This is a genomic window from Stenotrophomonas lacuserhaii, from assembly GCF_039674585.1.
Taxonomy (GTDB): domain Bacteria; phylum Pseudomonadota; class Gammaproteobacteria; order Xanthomonadales; family Xanthomonadaceae; genus Stenotrophomonas; species Stenotrophomonas pennii_A.
Genome location: NZ_JBDJNU010000006.1, coordinates 34299 through 50832, shown reverse-complemented (window position 1 = coordinate 50832; position 16534 = coordinate 34299). Strand labels below are relative to the sequence as shown.

Below are 16534 nucleotides of genomic sequence, written 5' to 3'. Positions count from 1 at the left end.
CTGTGTTTCATCCTCCAATGGAGGCCAGGTGCGGGATCAACCCGGTCTGGCCCTGGTGCAAGCCGTGGCCGGCCGCCTTCAACCCGAGCTGGGTCGTGATGCGCGCCAGCAGGGCATCGAAATCATCGTCGGACTGCAGCAGCGGGCGCAGCGGCACGCCGAACTCACCGAACAGGCACAGCCGCAGGTCACCGCGCGCGGTCACCCGCAGGCGGTTGCAGCTGCTGCAGAAATCACGGGCGTACGGCGCGATGATGCCGACCGTGCCGCGGTGGCCCGGATGGCCGAACTCGCGTGCTGGACCCGCATCGGGATACCGCGGGCGCTCGCTCCAGCCGGCCTCCAGCAACTGGGTGATGACCTCGTCCGCGCGCCGGTGGTGCTGCAGGAAATAGGCCTCGTTGTCGCCGGTGCGCATCAGTTCGATGAAGCGTACGCTGACCGGTCGCTCGCGCAGGAAGTCCATCCACTGCGGCAGCTCGTCATCGTTGACCCCGCGCAGCAGCACCGCATTGACTTTCACCGACGGAATATCCAATGCCTGCGCCATCTGCAGGCCCTGCAGGATTTCCGGCTGCCGGTCGTGGCCGGTCAGCGCATGGAAACGATCGCGCCGCAGGCTGTCCATGCTGACGTTGAGCGCGGTCAGCCCGGCACGATGCCAGCCGGGCAACCGACGGGGCAGCAGCGTGCCATTGGTGGTGATGGCCACCTTGCGGATCCCCGGCACCGCAGCAACCACTTCGATGATCTGCTCCAGGTCCTTGCGCAGGCTGGGCTCGCCACCGGTCAGTCGGATCTTGTGCATGCCCAGTGCCGCGAAGCCGCGCACCAGCCGCTGGATCTCCACCACGCCAAGAAACCCCGGGCCGGCTTGGCCGTGATAGCCATCGGGCAGGCAGTAACTGCAGCTGAAGTTGCAGGCTTCGGTGAGCGACAGGCGCAGGTAAGGGAAACGACGGCCGAAGCTGTCCCCGAGCGCAGGCGCGCTCCCATCGACCACCGCGCCGCTCCGTGCTACCGCCATGCGTTGACCATCCTTCCGGTTCCCTTCGCCATCATGCTCTTCAGCGTACCGGTCGCGCCGTCGCGATGGGATGACTTTCGCGCGCATCACGTTGCGGCGCCAGCGCGTTGCCCGGGCGCCGTTGATCGCGGCACGGTCAACGGACGCGCAGCGCCTCAGTGCATACGTATGCACGCTGATGCACGATATTGCACGAACCCGCATGGGTTGGATAGCATGACGATCCGTCCAAACCCCGTGCTCGCCCATGCCCTCCCCCTCGCGTACGGCACCGTTCCAATGAACAGTGCGGACACCCTGCCCGGCGAGCGCCAGCAGGCCATCCTGCAGCTGCTGCGCGAACAGGGCCGCGTGCTTGCTTCGCCGTTGGCGCTGCAGTTCGGCGTGTCGGAGGATTCCATCCGCCGCGACCTGCGCGACCTCGCCCAGCGCGGTCTTTGCCGCCGCGTGCACGGCGGCGCGTTGCCACTCACTCCGACCTTCCCGCCGCTGGCCGAGCGCCAGCAGCAGGACCTGCCGCGCAAGCAGGCGCTCGCCGAACAGGCGGCCGGCCTGGTCCGCCACGGTGAGGTCATCGCACTGGATGCCGGATCGACCAACAGCGCCATCGCCGCGATGCTGCCGCGTGACCTGCAGCTGCGGGTGGTTACCAACGCACCGGACATCGCCCTGCTGTTGATGGCGCGCGAAGGCATCGAGGTCAGCCTGATCGGCGGCCGCCTGGACCGACGCTCCGGTGCGGTGCTCGGCAGCCAGGCGATGGAATGCCTCGCCGAGCTGCACGTGGACGTGTGTTTCGCCGGCACCTGCGCGATCGACCGCGACGGCACCGCCTGGGCGGTGGACGGCGAGGAAGCCGCCTTCAAGCGTGCGCTCGTGCGCTGCGCCGACCGCATGGTAGTGGTCGTCAGCAATGAAAAACTCGGCGCGATCGCCAGTCATCGGATCGCCTCGCGCGAGCAGGTTGACGTGCTGCTTGTCGAAGCCGATGCGCCCGCCGCGCTGGTCGATGCACTGCGCCTGCAGGGGCTGGACGTGATCGTCAGCGGCGCCCCCTCTTCCTGATTCCCTCACCGAGCCTACCGATGTCTGCAGCTACCCCGTCTGTCGCCCTGCGGCAGCAGCATGCCACGCGCGCCGTGTTCTTCCTGCCCGGCTTCGCCATCGCGGCGTGGGCCCCGCTGGTTCCCTTCGCCAAGGCACGCACCGGCCTGGATGAAGGCGGCCTCGGCCTGACCCTGCTGTGCCTGGGCGCCGGCTCGCTGCTGGCGATGCCGGTGGCCGGGGCCTTGGCCGCGCGCTTCGGCTGCCGCGCATTGATGCTGGCCACCCTGCTGATGGCGGGCCTGACCCTGCCGCTGCTTTCCCTCGCCCCGTCGGCGGTCAGCCTGGGACTCAGTCTGTTCGTGTTCGGGGCGGGCATCGGCGCCTGCGACTGCGTCATGAACCTGCAGGCGGTGATGGTCGAGCGCGATGCCCGGCGCCCGATGATGTCCGGATTCCATGCCTTCTACAGTATCGGCGGGGCGGTCGGTGCGGCGGCGATGACCGGCCTGCTCGCGCTCGGCGTGGCGCCGTGGGTGGGCGCCTGCCTGCTGGTGGCGGCGATGGCCTTGGTGGTGCTGGTGGCCGCGCCGCACTGGCGCGATGAGCGCGCCGCCGGTGATGCGCCGATGTTCGCCATTCCGCGCGGGATCGTGCTGCTGATCGGCCTGTTGTGCTTCATCGCGTTCCTCGGCGAGGGCGTGATGCTGGACTGGAGCGCGGTGTTCCTCAACCAGGTGCAGGGCGTACCGGCGGGTCGCGCGGGGCTGGGCTTCCTGGTGTTCTCCGTGGCGATGACCGTCACCCGCCTGTTCGGTGACCGCGCCGTTGCGTGGCTGGGCCAGCAGCGTGCGGTGCTGATCGGCGGCGCGCTGGCGGCCGCCGGCCTGCTGTTGGCCACCTTCGCCAGCACGCTGCCGATGGCACTGATCGGCTATGCGCTGGTCGGCCTGGGCTGCGCCAACATCGTGCCGGTGCTGTTCACCCTGGCCGGCAACCAGAAGGCCATGCCGGAAAGCCTGGCGATTCCGGCGGTCACCACGCTCGGCTACGCCGGGGTGCTGGCGGGCCCGGCGCTGGTCGGCTTCGTTGCCCAGCTGAGCAGCCTGGTGGTCGCCTTCGTGCTGGTGGCCATCGCCCTGCTGCTGGTCGGCATCGCGGCGCGTGCGGTGCGCTGAGCGGCTGCGCCTCAGCGCTGGGCCGACAACAATCCGCGGCGGCGGAACCACCATTCCAGCGGCAGGGTGACCAGCGGCGGCACCGCCGCCACCAGCGCCAGCAGGGTTGCCCACCACGGCCAGCGCAGGCGCAGTGCAGCCACCACGGTCACCGCCACGTAGGCCATGAAGACCACCCCATGCAGGCGGCCGAACAGCCAGACCACCGACTCGGTGGTCTGCGGGCCGTATTTCAGCCACATGCCCAGCAGCAGGCCGGCCCAGGTGAGGGCTTCGAAGAAGGCGGTCCACGCAAACACGCGGCCCATCGGACTGATCGGGCGAAGAGAGGTCAAGCAGGACTCCGGCGGCACGCCAAAGATACGGATGATACGCATCCGCAGACCCTCGTGGTGGCTGCGGTCCCTGCTGCACTCGCGCTTGCAGGGCCCGGAATCCGGTGGTAGCGTCGTAATTACTCCGTAATTACAAGGTCAGTGGCATGACCCGTGTCTGGAACACCCTTGAGCAACAACGGCAACAGCGCCTGCAGCGGGCCGCCGAGGCCGGACTGCAGCGCGTAGTACCGCATGCCCGCATGACCGACCTGTTCGAGGCCGTCATCGAACCGGGCGACCGCGTCTGCCTGGAGGGCAACAACCAGAAGCAGGCCGATTTCCTCGCCGAGTCGCTGGCACAGGTCGATCCCACGCGGGTGCATCATCTGCACATGGTGCAGTCGGTGCTGTCGTTGCCTTCGCACCTGGATGTGTTCGAGCGGGGCATCGCCTCGCGGCTGGATTTCTCTTTCTCCGGTCCGCAGGGCGGCCGGCTGGCGGCGCTGGTGGCCGAAGGCCGCATCGATATCGGGGCCATCCACACTTACCTTGAACTGTTCGGCCGCTACTTCATCGACCTCACCCCGAAGATCGCACTGGTGGCCGCGCAGGCCGCCGACCGCCACGGCAACCTCTACACCGGCCCCAATACCGAAGACACCCCGGTGATCGTGGAGGCCACCGCGTTCCGTGGCGGCATCGTCATCGCCCAGGTCAACGAGATCGTCGACACGCTTCCCCGCGTCGACATCCCGGCCGACTGGGTCGACTTCGTGACCCTCGCACCGCGTCCCAACTACATCGAACCGCTGTTCACCCGTGATCCGGCGCAGATCTCCGAGATCCAGGTGCTGATGGCGATGATGGCGATCAAGGGCATCTACGCCGAATACGGGGTGCAGCGCCTCAACCACGGCATCGGCTTCGATACCGCGGCCATTGAGCTGCTGCTGCCCACCTATGCGGAGTCGCTGGGGCTGAAAGGCAAGATCGGCAGCCACTGGGCGCTCAACCCGCATCCGGCGCTGATCCCGGCGATCGAGTCCGGCTTCGTCAAATCCGTGCATTCCTTCGGGTCCGAACTGGGCATGGAGAAGTACATCCAGGCCCGCCCGGACGTGTTCTTCACCGGGGCCGATGGCAGCATGCGCTCCAACCGCGCGTTCTCACAGACCGCTGGCCTGTATGCCTGCGACATGTTCATCGGCTCCACCCTGCAGATCGACCTGCAGGGCAACAGCTCAACCGCCACCCGCGACCGCATCGCCGGCTTCGGCGGCGCGCCGAACATGGGGTCCGACGCCCGTGGCCGCCGCCACGCCAGCCCGGCCTGGCTGAAGGCCGGCCAGCAGGCCGCCCTGCCCGGCCAGATGCCGCGCGGACGCAAGCTGGTGGTGCAGATGGTGGAAACCTTCCGCGAACACATGGCGCCGGCGTTCGTCGATCGCCTCGATGCCTGGGAGCTGGCCGAACGCGCGAACATGCCGCTGCCGCCGGTGATGATCTATGGCGACGATGTCACCCACATCCTCACCGAAGAGGGCATCGCCAACCTGCTGCTGTGCCGGACACCGGAAGAGCGCGAACAGGCGATCCGCGGGGTCGCCGGCTACACCGCCGTCGGCATGGCGCGCGACAAGGCGATGGTGGAAAACCTGCGCGACCGCGGGGTGATCCGCCGCGCCGACGACCTTGGGGTGCGCAGCCGCGATGCCAGCCGCGACCTGTTGGCCGCGCGCTCGGTGAAGGATCTGGTGCACTGGTCCGGCGGCCTGTACGACCCGCCCAAACGTTTCCGCAACTGGTAAGGGACACGCTCCATGGAAACCCTTCGTTATCGTTTTCCCGGCACCCAGGCACTTGCCAGCGCCGAGCTGCATGCGCTGGTCGGCGTGGTCGCCTCCGGCAATCTCGAAATACTGGTCGAACCGGCCGCGCTGGACGGTGCGATGGAGATCGAGGTGATCACCTCCGCGCGCGGGTTCGGCGACGTCTGGCAGGCGGTGCTGGCTGATTTCGCCACCCGCCACCCGCTGCGCGATGTCCGCCTGTCGTTGAATGATGCCGGCGCCACCCCGGCGGTGGTCAGCCTGCGCCTGCAGCAGGCGCTGGAAACCCTTGCCGAACGCGGGAGTGACGCATGAACCAGCGCAGTTACTACGAAGCTGATGCGCGCGAGCGCATCGAGGGCCTGCTGGATGCCGGCAGCTTCAGCGAGTTCTTCGGTCCGCGCCGGCGCACCATCAGCCCGCACCTGGCCCAGCTGGACGTGCCCGGCGCGTTCGACGATGGCATCGTGGTCGGTGCCGGGCGCCTGCAGGGGCGCGAGGTGCTGGTCGCTGCACAACAAGGCGCCTTCATGGGCGGCGGCGTCGGCGAGGTGCACGGCGCCAAGCTGACCGGCCTGCTGGAACGCGCCCGCGAGCTGCGCCCGGACGCGGTGTTGTTGCTGCTGGACAGCGGCGGGGTGCGCCTGCACGAAGCCAACGCCGGGCTGATCGCCATCTCCGAAATCATGCGCGCGGTCCTTGCCGCACGTGCCGAGGGTGTTCCGGTCATCGCGCTGGTGGGCAGCGGCAATGGTGCGTTCGGCGGCATGGGCATCGTCGCCCGCTGCTGTTCGGCCGTGCTGATGTCCGAAGAAGGCCGCCTGTCACTGTCAGGCCCGGAAGTGATTGAAACCGTCCGCGGCGTGGAAGAGTTCGACTCACGCGATCGCGCGCTGGTGTGGCGGGTGACCGGTGGCAAGCACCGCTACCTGATCGGCGAAGCCTCCACCCTGGTGGCCGACCACATGCAGGCGTTCGCCGATGCCGCGGTCGCCGCGATCGCGGCCTGCGATCCGGACCAGGATCCGCTGGCCGCGCTCGAACAGGCACAGCAGCAGCTGGAAGCGCGGATCGCGGCATATGGCGACTGCCGCGACGGGTTGGAGATATGGGCCCGCCAGGGCATCGCCGACCCGGACCGGCTGCCGCTGCTGGATACGGCCGCCTTCCTCGACGCGGTCGCCGCGCGGAGCGTGCCATGAACCTCGACCAGCTGCTGCCGGCGCTGTTCCCCGCTGGCCATCGCATCGAACGCAACGACGACGTGCTCAGCGGGACGGCAACCACCGCCGCCGGCGAGGTGACGGTGATCGGCACGGCCAACAAGCTGGAGGTCGGCGTGGACCATGCGCTGGCACTGTCGGCCTGCGTGCTGGCCAGCACCCGCGCCCATCCCACGCGACCGATCGTGATGCTGGTCGATACCGCTGGCCAACTGCTGGCGCGGCGCGATGAACTGCTGGGCATCAACGGCTGCTTCGCCCACTTGGCGCGCAGCCTGGAGCTGGCGCGCCGGCGCGGCGCCGCACTGGTCAGCCTGGTCTACGGTGAATCGGTCAGCGGCGGTTTCCTGTCCTTCGGCCTGATGGCCGACCGCATCTTCGCCCTGCCCGAGGCGCAGGTACGGGTGATGGACCTGCGCGCGATGGCGCGCGTCACCAAGCAACCGCTGGAGAAGCTGCAGGCACTGAGCCTGAGCTCGCCGGTGTTCGCACCCGGCGTGGACAACTACGTGCGCATGGGCGCGGTGGAGGCGGTATGGGAGGGCGACCTTGCCGCCGCGCTGGCCGCCGCGCTGAGCGGACCGCAGCGGCTCGACCTGCGCCGCGAGCGCGGGCTGGAACGTGGCGGTCGCTTGCTGGCGCACGACGTCGCCCGTGCCGTGGCCGCAGGCGAGGCCTGAGAAATGCATCGCCACGACCTGGTCTGGATCGACCCGCAGGCGACGTGGACCACGCTGAGTCCGCAGGCAGAACCTCGCCTGCGCGCATGGTTGCAGGCGCGCCTGCCGCTGGTGGTCGCGCGGCGTGACCCGGCCGTCGACGGCGCGCAGCTGCGGCTGGGCGTGCCGTTGCCGCTGGATGAGGGCCGGCATCGTTTGTCACTCCGGGTCGGGCACGACGCGGTCGTCCGCCACGCCCCCCCGCTGCGGTTGACCGAGGTGATCGATGCGCTGTCGGCGCCATGGCGCCCGGCCCTGCAGGCGCTGCAGCAACGCTGCGCGGCCCAGGCACTGTTCCCACGTGTGTTCGGCAGCCACGCCTGGCAGGCGATCACCGGACTGGATTACCTGCATGCCGGCTCGGACCTGGACCTGCTCTGGCAGGTCGACGGACCCGGCCAGGCAGCGCAGGTCTGCCGACTGCTGCAGGACTGGGAAGCGCTGCACGGCGTGCGTGCCGACGGCGAACTGGTGTTCGACGCGGCGCAGGCGGTGAACTGGCGCGAGTACGCCGGCGCGGCCGCGCGGGTGCTGGTCAAGGGTGATACCGCGTGCTGGATGGCGGCGCGTTCAAGCCTTGCCGGCGTGGAGCTGCCCGCATGAGCGCACTGGCCCGCCCGCTTTCCGCGACGACGGCCGTGCCGCGCACGCGTCCGCTCGGTCGTCTTGCGATCGCCGCACTCCACGCCGAACTGGCCTGCAGCCCGAAGCCCGGACTGGTCACTCCGTTCAGCCGTGGCAGCCACCAGGATATGGATGCCAGCACCTTCCTGCGCAGCCTGTTCGCACTGCGCGGTTACTTCAGTGCACTCGCCGCGCAGGCCACTGCCAGCGGTGATTTCGCGCCGCTGCGCACGCTCGGCGTGCAGGCGGAACGCGCCATGCTGGCCGCCACCGGCAACGTGAATACCCATCGCGGGGCGATCTTCAGCCTCGGCCTGCTGGTTGCTTCGGCGGCGCGGCTGCGTGCAGCGACCGCTGCGAAGCCCTCCGCCGAAGCGGTGTGCCACGGCGTGCGCCAGTGGCGCGATGCCCTGCTGCAGGCGCCGCTGGATGCCGCCAGCCCCGGCCAGCGCGCGCGCGCCCGGCATGCCGTGCCCGGGGTACGCGAACAGGCCGCCGCGGGCTTCCCGCTGCTGCGCGGCGTGGCGGTCCCGGCGCTCCGCGTGGCGCTGGCCGAGGGCCTGCCGCGCAATGCCGCCCTGCTGCAGACCCTGATGCAGCTGGTCGCGGTCACCGACGATCTCAACCTGCTGCATCGTGGCGGCGCCGAAGGCCTCGCATTCGCACAGGCACAGGCACGCGGCTTCCTTGACGCCGGCGGCGTGCACGCGGGCGACGCCCACGCCCACATGGCACGGATCTGCCACGCCTTCGAACAGCGGCGACTCAGCCCGGGCGGCAGTGCCGACCTGCTGGCCTGCGCGCTGTTCCTGCTGCAGCAGGAGGCCACGTGAGCCTGGCGATCCTGTGCCCCGGACAGGGCAGCCAACACCCGGACATGTTCGGCCGCGTGCGGGCGAACCCTCGTGCCGGCGCGCTGCTGGCCGCGGCCGCCGCGCTGCTCGGCGACGCGCCCGACGACGCGGCCAGCCGCCCGGCACGTTTCGACAACGCCATCGCCCAACCGCTGGTCTGCGCCGGCGCACTCAGCCATTGGCTGGCACTTGAAGCGCGCCTGCCGGTGCCCACGGTCGTTGCCGGCTACAGCGCTGGCGAACTGGCCGCGCATGCGGTGGCCGGCAGCTACGACGCGGCGACCTGCCTGCAGCTCGCCGTCCACCGCGCCGCCTGCATGGATGCGGCCAGCCCGGCCGACGCCGGCCTGCTGGCGGTGCTGGGACTGGGTCGCCGCAGCGTCGAGGTGCTGTGCGCCGACCACGGCGTGTTCCCTGCCATCGTCAACGGGGATGACCACGTGGTGCTGGGCGGCCTGCGCGCCGATCTGCTGGCCGTGCAGGCGGACGCCGAACAACGCGGCGCACGCTGCGTGGTACTGCCGGTCCAGGTGCCGGCGCATACCCCGCTGCTGGACGCCGCCGCCACCGCGTTCGCCCAGATGCTGGATGACACGCCACTGCAGGCCCCACGGCTGCCGCTGCTGGCCGGCATCGACGGTCGCCGCGTGACCACGCGGGACCAGGTCCGCGACACGCTGGCCGGGCAGATCGCCCACACCGTGCAGTGGCAGGTGGTGATGCAGCAGGCGCTGGAGCGCGGCGCGCGGGTGTTCCTGGAACTCGGCCCCGGCAGTGCATTGAGCCGTCTCGCGCGCGAACTGCATCCGCAGCTGCAGGCGCGGTCGGTGGAGGATTTCCACACGCTGGAGGGCGTCGTGGAATGGGTGGAAACGGCCTGCGCGCGCGCTGCATGAGCGGGCGCACCGGCCACGCAGTCGAAGCACTACCCCTGGATGGCGGGTCGCCATCGGAAGCAACGAACCAGGTGTCTCGGGAGGGCGCATGAGTCCGGAAATCGCAACGATCATCGGTCTGGTGATCATGTTCATCGTGGCCACGGCCCTGCCCATCAACATGGGTGCGGTCGGCTTTGCATTGGCCTTCATCGTCGGCGGCATCTGGGTCGGCATGGACGGCAAAGAGGTCCTTGCCGGATTCCCCGGTGACCTGTTCCTGACCCTGGTCGGCATCACGTATCTGTTCGCCATCGCGCAGAAGAACGGCACCATCGACCTGCTGGTGCATTGGGCGGTGAAAGCAGTAAGAGGCCACATCGTGGCCATCCCGTGGGTGATGTTCATCGTCACCGCCGTGCTGACCGCGTTCGGTGCACTGGGTCCGGCGGCGGTGGCGATCATCGGCCCGGTCGCACTGCGCTTTGCCAAGCAGTACAGGATCAACCCGTTGATGATGGGCCTGCTGGTGATCCACGGTGCGCAGGCCGGCGGCTTCTCGCCGATCAGCGTGTATGGCGGCATCACCAACCAGGTGGTGCAGAAGGCGGGACTGGACGTCACGGAAATGGCGGTATTCCTGACCAGCCTCGGCTTCAACCTGCTGATGGCCTTCATCTGCTTCTTCGCCTTCGGCGGCATCGCGCTGCTGCGTCGTGGGCGTGCGGTGGCCGAAGAACCGCTGGTCGCCGGCGTGCAGGCGTCATCGCGCCAGTTCGCCATTGAAGGCCATGGCGCGGTGGTCAGTGCCGGTGGCGGCACCCTGTCCAACGACCCGCAGGCACTGGACGAAGTGCGCATCAACCGCGACCGCCTGATCACCCTGGTCGGCCTGCTGGGCCTGGGCGTGGCGGCACTGGTGTATGACCTCAACGTCGGCCTGGTGGCGATCACCGTCGCGGTGGCCATCGCGCTGGCCTCGCCTTCCGCACAGAAGGGCGCGGTGGATGGCATCAGCTGGTCCACCGTGCTGCTGATCAGCGGCGTGGTGACCTATGTCGCGGTGCTGCAGAAGGCCGGCGCGGTCGATTTCGTCGGCCATGGCGTCGGCGCCATCGGCATTCCGCTGCTGGGTGCGCTGCTGGTCTGTTACGTGGGTGGCATCGTGTCGGCGTTCGCCTCGTCGGCGGCCGTGCTCGGCGCCACGATCCCGCTGGCGGTCCCGTTCCTGATGCAGGGTCACCTCAGCGCCGCCGGGGTGATCTGCGCCCTGGCGGTGTCGTCCACGGTAGTGGACGTCAGCCCGTTCTCCACCAATGGCGCACTGGTGGTGGCGTCGGCGGCGAAGGAAGAGCGCGAGGCACTGTTCCGTCGCTTCCTGGTCTACAGCGGACTGGTGGTGGCCTTCGGTCCGTTGCTGGCGTGGCTGCTGTTCGTGGTGCCTGGCTGGATGTAACCCGTCCCGGGGGGGGGCGACCACCGGTCGTCACCTCCCGGTGCACCCGCTAGACTGATGGATCCACCTGGACGGCGCTTCGACCATGCCCCTGGCCCCCGGCCCCCGTAAAAGCAACCGCCGCGTGCCGCTCTATGAAGAGGTGGCCGAACAGCTGCGGCAGAAGATCTACGATTACCTCCTGCCACCGGGCGAATGGATCGACGAACCGGCACTGGCCGAAGAACTGGGCATCAGCCGCACGCCCCTGCGTGAAAGCCTGAAGCTGCTGGCCGCCGAAGGCCTGGTGCAGATCGACGCCGGGCGCGGCAGCCGGGTGACCCGGCTCACCCTGGAAGACCTCAACCAGCTGTTCCCGGTGATGGCGATGCTGGAAGGTCGGTGCGCGCACGATGCGGTGCGCCGCATCGATGATGCCGGCATCGCCCAGCTGCAGGCCCTGCACGATGCGATGGAAGCCGCGGCCGCGTGCGGGGACCTGGCCGAGTATTACCGCAACAACTACTTCATCCATGAATCCCTGCAGACCCACGCCGGCAATCCGTGGCTGATCCGGGTGACCCATGACCTGCACCGGATCCTGAAGATGCACCGTGGCCGGCAGCTGCTGACCCCGGGCCGCATGGCGCAGTCGCTGGCCGAACACCGCGAGCTGATGGACTGCATCCGCCGCCGGGATGCGCTGGCGGCCGAAGCGACCATGAACCGCCACCTGCTCAGCCAGGGCGAAGCGCTGGCCGCCTATGTGGCCGCCGGTGGCCAGCTGAACGTCCCTGCCCCGCTGCCACGCGAAGGGGGCGTCTAGGCCGGCTTCGGCCGACAGGCGACGATACGCCGCCGGTCGACCTCAGTGCAGCGCGAAGCTGACCGCCCGAAGCAGTTCGGACAGGTTGAACGGCTTGGGCAGCAGGCCCATGTCCGGGCCGAGGAACTCGTTGCGCACCGCTGCGCGTTCGGTGTAGCCGGTGATGAACAGCACCGGCAGGCGTGGCCGCAGTTCACGCGCGGCATCGGCCAGCTCACGGCCGTTCATGCCCGGCAGGCCGACGTCGGACAGCAGCAGGGCGATGCCCTGGTCGTCGCGCAGCTCACGCAGCGCCTGCCGCGCGTCGGCCACCGCGATGACCTCGTAACCGGCCTCGCGCAGCATGTCCTGCACCATCTGCCGCACCGAATCGGTATCGTCCACCAGCAGGATCCGCTCGAAACGGCCGACCGGCGTCTCGCCGCGCTCGCCCATCACCTCGATGCGGGCCGCATCGCCGAGCGGCAACAGCAGCTCCACTTCGGTGCCGACACCCGGCTCGCTGCTGATGCGCGCCACGCCCCCGCTCTGCCGGGCGAAACCGTAGGTCATCGACAGCCCAAGCCCGGTGCCTTCGCCCTGCGGCTTGGTGGTGAAGAACGGTTCGAACACCTTCTTCAGCAGGTGCGGTTCGATGCCGCTGCCGTTGTCCATCACCTTGACGCTGATGTACTCCCCGGCGGCCAGGCTGTAATCACCGTCCGCCGTGGTGCGCTCGCCGCGGATGCGGATCAGGCCATGCCCACCCAGCGCGTCGCGGGCGTTGATCACCAGGTTCAGCACCACGCTTTCGAACTGGTTTGGATCGGCCAGCGCCACCAGCGGCTCCTCGCCCAGCTCGAACTCCAGTTCGATGTTCTCGCCGATGGTCCGGCGCAGCAGGTCTTCCAGCGAATGCACGCACTGGACCACGTCGAACGGTCGTGGATCCAGCGGCTGCTTGCGTGCGAAGGCCAGCATGCGCTGGGTCAGCGCCGCGGCGCGCGTGGCCGAACTGGAGGCGGCATCGATGTAGCGGCCGAGCCGGTCCAGCTTGCCGCTGTCGGCCGCCAGTCCGATCATGTCCAGGCCGGAAATGATGGTGGTCAACAGGTTGTTGAAGTCATGGGCGATGCCGCCGGTCAGCTGGCCCAGCGCATCCATCTTCTGCGCCTGCAGCAGCTCGGCTTCGGTACGCTCGCGCTCGGAAATCTGGTAAGCCAGTTCGCGCCGCTGTTCGCGGTCGCGCTCGTGGTGGGCGGTGATGTCTTCCACCACCACCAGCCCCTGGTCGGGCTGCTGGTACGGGGTCAGGCGCCATTGGGTCATCCGCGGGGTCCCGCCCGGGTTGGGCAGGGCGACGGTGCCCTGCCAGCGCTCGCGCCGCTGCAGCGCCCCGCGCAGCCCATCGATGAAATCGCCCGCCCCGCCGAGCCGGTCCAGGGGCGAGCCACCACTGATGCCGGTGCCCAGCAGCCGGGCGAAGGCATCATTGGCATCGCGCACGCTGAGGTCTGCGTTCAACACCGCGATGGGCGCGTTGATCTGGCGGAAGATCTCGCCGAAACGCGCTTCGGCCTCGCGCAGCGCATCTTCCGCGCGGCGTGCACGCAGCAGGCTGCGCAGCGTGGCCAGCAGCACTTCCGGGTCGACCGGGTGGGTCAGGTAACCGTCGGCGCCCGCGTCCAGCCCGGTGATCATGTCGCCGGTGCTGATCGACGCCGCCGACACGTGCACCACCGGCAGCAGCGCGGTACGCGGCTGCGCGCGCAGCTCGCGGACGACGTCGAATCCGCTCATGTCGGGCAGGTTCACGTCCAGCACCAGCGCGGCGAAGTCATTGGCCGCCACCGCATCCAGCCCATCCTGCCCCATCCCGGCTTCATCCACGCGGAAACCGTGATGCTCCAGCACCCGTCGCACCGCATAGCGCGTGGCCACGTTGTCGTCCACGATCAGGATGCGGTCACGGTGCGGCATCGACGGCCTCTGCGGTTTCAAGTTTCACCGGTACCACCACGAAGAACTCCGAGCCTTCGCCCGGCACGCTGTTGACGCCGACGTAGCCGCCGAGCAGGCCGGCGAAGCGCTTGCACAGCGACAAGCCCAGCCCGGTGCCCCGCAGGCGTTTCTGCAGCGGTGAATCCACCTGCATGAAATCCTCGAACAGGGACGCCTGCATTTCCACGGGAATGCCGATTCCGGTATCGCGCACGCTGAAGCGCACGGCGGACCCGCCTTCCAGCTCGGCCGAGACCACGACCCGGCCCCGCGGGGTGAATTTCAGCGCATTGGACACGTAGTTGCGCAGTATCTGCGCAAGCTTCTTGTCGTCGGTGTACAGCATCGGCAGCTGCGGCGGTGCGATGAATTCCAGCTCGATGGCATTGCCCTCCACCAGCGGGCGGAACATGCCTCGCAGCGCGGAAAACAGGTCCATCAGGTCGAACCAGCCCGGCGAGATGGTGATCCGGCCCGCTTCGATCTTGGCCAGGTCAAGCAGGTCGTCCACCATCTCGCGCAGTTCGCTGGCCGCGTTGCTGATGAACAGGACCTGCTGGCGTTGCCCGCTGCTCAGTTCCCCGTCCATGCCATCGTCGAGCAGCCGCGTCATGCTCAAGATCGAGCCGAGCGGCGTGCGGAACTCATGGCTCATGTAGGACAGGAACCGGCTCTTGAGTTCGGACACCTGGCGCAGCTGTTCGGCCTGCTGGTCCAGTTCCCCATACAGCGCCAGCACGCCCTGGTTGGTTTCTTCCAGCTCCATGCGCAGGCCTTCGTTCTCGGCCTGGAGATGCCGCAGGCGTTCCTGCACGAACAGCTCGGTATCGTTCATTTCAGTGCTCCCACGCGCAGCGCGACGATGCAGACATCATCGCGACCGCGATCGAAATCCCGTTGCAGCACGGCCACCACCAGCGCCGGATGGCGGTGTTGCAATCCAGGGTAGTCGCGCAGGCTCCAGCGCGCCTGCAGGCCGTCGCTGTGCATCACCAGCAGCGTGCCAGCCGCAGCGTGAACGCCGAATGCCTGGGCCTTGCGGTACTGCACCCCGACGATGCCGGGCATCGATGCCATGCCCCGCGAGCCGTCTTCCACCAGCAGGCTGCCGGCGATGTTGCCCACTCCTGCGTACTCGATCGCCCCGCTGTCCAGCGCCAGGCAGGCAACCGCGGCCGCGCCACCCCGTGAGCCGGACAGTGCCGCATGCAGGTCGTTGATCGACTCCACCGCCGACCCGGGCGAGGACTGCGCGGCCAGGGCGCGTACCCCGGCCTCGGAGGCCTCCGCTGCCGCCGCGCCGTGCCCCAGGCCATCGATGACCGTCAGCACCAGCTGCTGCGCGTGCATCCGCAGGTGCCACGCATCACCACAGGCCAGCTCGTGTTTCATTGGAAGACGGACCGCGCCATAGGCGAGGTCGGCGTCGCGCGGGGCGCGCTCGCGGTGGATCCTCACCACCAGCACCGCCCCCCGCGCATCGCACCACAGGTCCATGACCCGGGCCTGCCGCGCGATGGCGCCCATGCCCAGGCCCTGGCTGCCGCCCGTGGAATAGCCATCCTGCAGGCACTGGCCCAGCACGAAACCCGGCCCTTGGTCGATGCTGCACAGCTCCACCCCGTTGCCCTGGGAACCGGCGATCACCGACAGCAGCATGCGGCCGCCGCCGCCGTGGCGCCACAGGTTGGTTGCCATTTCGGTGGCCGCCAAGGCCACCCTGCCGGCGTCGATCTCATCGAAACCGGCTTCTGCGGCCACGCGTAATGCTTCGCGCCGCGCCTGGCCGACCTGGGTGGTTTCTTCGACGACCACGACGCGGGTGAGCGGACCCTGGAAGTTCAGATCCATTTGATGATGGTCACCCGCGTACCCTGCCCTGCGGCAGTATCCAGCTCGAAATCGTCCACCAGCCGCCGCGAGCCGGACAAGCCCAGCCCCATGCCGGTCCCGGATGACCAGCCGTCGGTAAGCGCCTTGGCCTGGTCGGGGATGCCCGGCCCCTGGTCGGCGAAGACCAGCTGGATGCCGCGACGGAAGCCACGTTCCACCCGGCTCCAGTGCATGTCACCACCGCCCCCGTAGATCACCGCGTTGCGCGCCAGCTCGCTTGCCGCGGTGACCAGCTTGGTCTGGTCCACCAGCCGCAGCCCCGACGCCACGGCCAGCTGGCGGACAGTCTGCCGCGCCAGCACCACGTCCTGCTCGATGCGAATCGGAAGGGATCCGTTCTCGGCGATCATGGGTCGCCTGCGGGCAGCTGCAGCAGCTTCATGCCGCGCTCCACGTTCAGTGCGGTACGCACGCCGCGCAGGTCCAGGCCCAGCTCCACCAGGGTGATCGCCACCGCCGGCTGCATGCCCACCACCACCGTGGTGGCATCCATGATCCGCGCCAGCGCGGAAATGGTGGAGATCATGCGCCCGATGAACGAGTCCACGATATCCAGCGCGGAAATGTCGATCAGCACGCCACGTGCGGAGGTGCGCTGGATCTTGTCGGTCAGGTCATCCTGCAGCGTCAACGCCAGCTGGTCATGCATGTCCACCTGGATGGTCACCAACAGCAGATCGCCCATCTGCAGGATCGGAATGCGATCCATC

18 protein-coding genes are annotated in these 16534 nt (G+C 68.9%); 11 read left to right on the top strand and 7 right to left on the bottom strand.

All coding sequences use genetic code 11. From position 1 onward, the window contains the following. Positions 1-7: 7 nt before the first annotated feature. Complete coding sequence (moaA, locus tag ABE522_RS04005; protein ID WP_346590596.1) at positions 8-1027, bottom strand: GTP 3',8-cyclase MoaA; 1020 nt, start codon at positions 1025-1027, stop codon at positions 8-10. Positions 1028-1306: 279 nt separating this feature from the next. On the opposite strand from moaA, the gene ABE522_RS04000 reads away from it, so the two are divergent. Both ABE522_RS04000 and ABE522_RS03995 read left to right on the top strand, forming a co-directional pair. Beyond that, positions 1307-2092 (top strand): DeoR/GlpR family DNA-binding transcription regulator, encoded by a 786-nt coding sequence (locus tag ABE522_RS04000; protein ID WP_346590595.1) that lies wholly within the window; start codon positions 1307-1309, stop codon positions 2090-2092. Between the two features lie 20 nt (positions 2093-2112). Continuing rightward, positions 2113-3249 carry an MFS transporter gene (locus ABE522_RS03995; RefSeq protein ID WP_346590594.1) on the top strand — a complete coding sequence of 379 codons (1137 nt, stop codon included), beginning with the start codon at positions 2113-2115 and terminating at the stop codon, positions 3247-3249. A gap of 11 nt (positions 3250-3260) precedes the next feature. On the opposite strand, the gene ABE522_RS03990 is transcribed toward ABE522_RS03995, so the two are convergent. Beyond that, positions 3261-3557, bottom strand: coding sequence for a DUF3817 domain-containing protein (locus ABE522_RS03990; RefSeq protein ID WP_346590672.1), 297 nt, complete (start codon positions 3555-3557; stop codon positions 3261-3263). Positions 3558-3730: 173 nt separating this feature from the next. Here ABE522_RS03990 and mdcA point away from each other — a divergent pair, with 173 nt between their 5' ends. The 9 genes from mdcA (at position 3731) to ABE522_RS03945 (ending at position 11951) form a co-directional block, all read left to right on the top strand. Next, complete coding sequence (mdcA, locus tag ABE522_RS03985) at positions 3731-5374, top strand: malonate decarboxylase subunit alpha (RefSeq protein ID WP_346590593.1); 1644 nt, start codon at positions 3731-3733, stop codon at positions 5372-5374. Positions 5375-5386: 12 nt separating this feature from the next. Beyond that, positions 5387-5710, top strand: a complete 324-nt coding sequence (gene mdcC, locus ABE522_RS03980; RefSeq protein WP_346590592.1) for a malonate decarboxylase acyl carrier protein — start codon at positions 5387-5389, stop codon at positions 5708-5710. After that, entirely contained in the window at positions 5707-6597 is an 891-nt protein-coding gene (locus ABE522_RS03975; RefSeq protein WP_346590591.1) for a biotin-independent malonate decarboxylase subunit beta, read from the top strand. The genes mdcC and ABE522_RS03975 overlap by 4 nt, the downstream gene beginning before the upstream one ends. After that, the gene (gene mdcE, locus ABE522_RS03970) at positions 6594-7298 is read left to right on the top strand and encodes a biotin-independent malonate decarboxylase subunit gamma (RefSeq protein WP_346590590.1); all 705 of its coding nucleotides are present in this window, start codon (positions 6594-6596) and stop codon (positions 7296-7298) included. Before ABE522_RS03975 ends, mdcE begins: the two co-directional genes overlap by 4 nt. A 3-nt stretch (positions 7299-7301) precedes the next feature. Continuing rightward, positions 7302-7940, top strand: coding sequence for a malonate decarboxylase holo-[acyl-carrier-protein] synthase (gene mdcG, locus ABE522_RS03965; protein WP_346590589.1), 639 nt, complete (start codon positions 7302-7304; stop codon positions 7938-7940). Then, a complete protein-coding gene (gene mdcB / locus ABE522_RS03960; RefSeq protein WP_346590588.1) occupies positions 7937-8794 on the top strand; it encodes a triphosphoribosyl-dephospho-CoA synthase MdcB in 858 nt (285 codons plus the stop codon). Before mdcG ends, mdcB begins: the two co-directional genes overlap by 4 nt. Then, positions 8791-9711, top strand: coding sequence for a malonate decarboxylase subunit epsilon (gene mdcH / locus ABE522_RS03955; RefSeq protein WP_346590587.1), 921 nt, complete (start codon positions 8791-8793; stop codon positions 9709-9711). The genes mdcB and mdcH overlap by 4 nt, the downstream gene beginning before the upstream one ends. 88 nt (positions 9712-9799) lie before the next feature. Next, positions 9800-11146 carry an SLC13 family permease gene (locus ABE522_RS03950; protein WP_192083607.1) on the top strand — a complete coding sequence of 449 codons (1347 nt, stop codon included), beginning with the start codon at positions 9800-9802 and terminating at the stop codon, positions 11144-11146. A gap of 85 nt (positions 11147-11231) precedes the next feature. Then, the gene (locus tag ABE522_RS03945; RefSeq protein ID WP_346590586.1) at positions 11232-11951 is read left to right on the top strand and encodes a GntR family transcriptional regulator; all 720 of its coding nucleotides are present in this window, start codon (positions 11232-11234) and stop codon (positions 11949-11951) included. Between the two features lie 42 nt (positions 11952-11993). On the opposite strand, the gene ABE522_RS03940 is transcribed toward ABE522_RS03945, so the two are convergent. From ABE522_RS03940 to ABE522_RS03920, 5 genes are read right to left on the bottom strand one after another with little or no spacing between them, the layout of a single operon-like run. After that, on the bottom strand, positions 11994-13910 hold the full coding sequence (locus ABE522_RS03940; protein ID WP_346590585.1) for a response regulator: 1917 nt from the start codon (positions 13908-13910) through the stop codon (positions 11994-11996). Continuing rightward, positions 13897-14766: a sensor histidine kinase gene (locus ABE522_RS03935; RefSeq protein ID WP_346590584.1), complete on the bottom strand. Its 870-nt coding sequence runs from the start codon at positions 14764-14766 to the stop codon at positions 13897-13899. The genes ABE522_RS03940 and ABE522_RS03935 overlap by 14 nt, the downstream gene beginning before the upstream one ends. Then, complete coding sequence (locus tag ABE522_RS03930) at positions 14763-15782, bottom strand: ATP-binding protein (protein ID WP_346590583.1); 1020 nt, start codon at positions 15780-15782, stop codon at positions 14763-14765. Before ABE522_RS03930 ends, ABE522_RS03935 begins: the two co-directional genes overlap by 4 nt. Next, positions 15773-16174 (bottom strand): anti-sigma regulatory factor, encoded by a 402-nt coding sequence (locus tag ABE522_RS03925; RefSeq protein ID WP_346590582.1) that lies wholly within the window; start codon positions 16172-16174, stop codon positions 15773-15775. The genes ABE522_RS03930 and ABE522_RS03925 overlap by 10 nt, the downstream gene beginning before the upstream one ends. Beyond that, positions 16171-16533: an STAS domain-containing protein gene (locus ABE522_RS03920; protein WP_101100628.1), complete on the bottom strand. Its 363-nt coding sequence runs from the start codon at positions 16531-16533 to the stop codon at positions 16171-16173. Before ABE522_RS03920 ends, ABE522_RS03925 begins: the two co-directional genes overlap by 4 nt. Position 16534 lies beyond the last annotated feature (1 nt).

What these genes read in the sequence shown, in the direction of transcription:
- mdcG (WP_346590589.1), top strand. Translation starts at nt 7,302, where the DNA reads ATGCATCGCCACGACCTGGTCTGGATCGACCCGCAGGCGACGTGGACC.
- mdcE (WP_346590590.1), top strand. Translation starts at nt 6,594, where the DNA reads ATGAACCTCGACCAGCTGCTGCCGGCGCTGTTCCCCGCTGGCCATCGC.
- ABE522_RS03935 (WP_346590584.1), bottom strand. Translation starts at nt 14,766, where the DNA reads ATGAACGATACCGAGCTGTTCGTGCAGGAACGCCTGCGGCATCTCCAG.
- mdcC (WP_346590592.1), top strand. Translation starts at nt 5,387, where the DNA reads ATGGAAACCCTTCGTTATCGTTTTCCCGGCACCCAGGCACTTGCCAGC.
- ABE522_RS03995 (WP_346590594.1), top strand. Translation starts at nt 2,113, where the DNA reads ATGTCTGCAGCTACCCCGTCTGTCGCCCTGCGGCAGCAGCATGCCACG.
- mdcA (WP_346590593.1), top strand. Translation starts at nt 3,731, where the DNA reads ATGACCCGTGTCTGGAACACCCTTGAGCAACAACGGCAACAGCGCCTG.
- ABE522_RS04000 (WP_346590595.1), top strand. Translation starts at nt 1,307, where the DNA reads ATGAACAGTGCGGACACCCTGCCCGGCGAGCGCCAGCAGGCCATCCTG.
- ABE522_RS03975 (WP_346590591.1), top strand. Translation starts at nt 5,707, where the DNA reads ATGAACCAGCGCAGTTACTACGAAGCTGATGCGCGCGAGCGCATCGAG.
- ABE522_RS03920 (WP_101100628.1), bottom strand. Translation starts at nt 16,533, where the DNA reads ATGGATCGCATTCCGATCCTGCAGATGGGCGATCTGCTGTTGGTGACC.
- moaA (WP_346590596.1), bottom strand. Translation starts at nt 1,027, where the DNA reads ATGGCGGTAGCACGGAGCGGCGCGGTGGTCGATGGGAGCGCGCCTGCG.
- ABE522_RS03940 (WP_346590585.1), bottom strand. Translation starts at nt 13,910, where the DNA reads ATGCCGCACCGTGACCGCATCCTGATCGTGGACGACAACGTGGCCACG.
- mdcB (WP_346590588.1), top strand. Translation starts at nt 7,937, where the DNA reads ATGAGCGCACTGGCCCGCCCGCTTTCCGCGACGACGGCCGTGCCGCGC.
- ABE522_RS03950 (WP_192083607.1), top strand. Translation starts at nt 9,800, where the DNA reads ATGAGTCCGGAAATCGCAACGATCATCGGTCTGGTGATCATGTTCATC.
- ABE522_RS03925 (WP_346590582.1), bottom strand. Translation starts at nt 16,174, where the DNA reads ATGATCGCCGAGAACGGATCCCTTCCGATTCGCATCGAGCAGGACGTG.
- ABE522_RS03945 (WP_346590586.1), top strand. Translation starts at nt 11,232, where the DNA reads ATGCCCCTGGCCCCCGGCCCCCGTAAAAGCAACCGCCGCGTGCCGCTC.
- ABE522_RS03990 (WP_346590672.1), bottom strand. Translation starts at nt 3,557, where the DNA reads ATGGGCCGCGTGTTTGCGTGGACCGCCTTCTTCGAAGCCCTCACCTGG.
- ABE522_RS03930 (WP_346590583.1), bottom strand. Translation starts at nt 15,782, where the DNA reads ATGGATCTGAACTTCCAGGGTCCGCTCACCCGCGTCGTGGTCGTCGAA.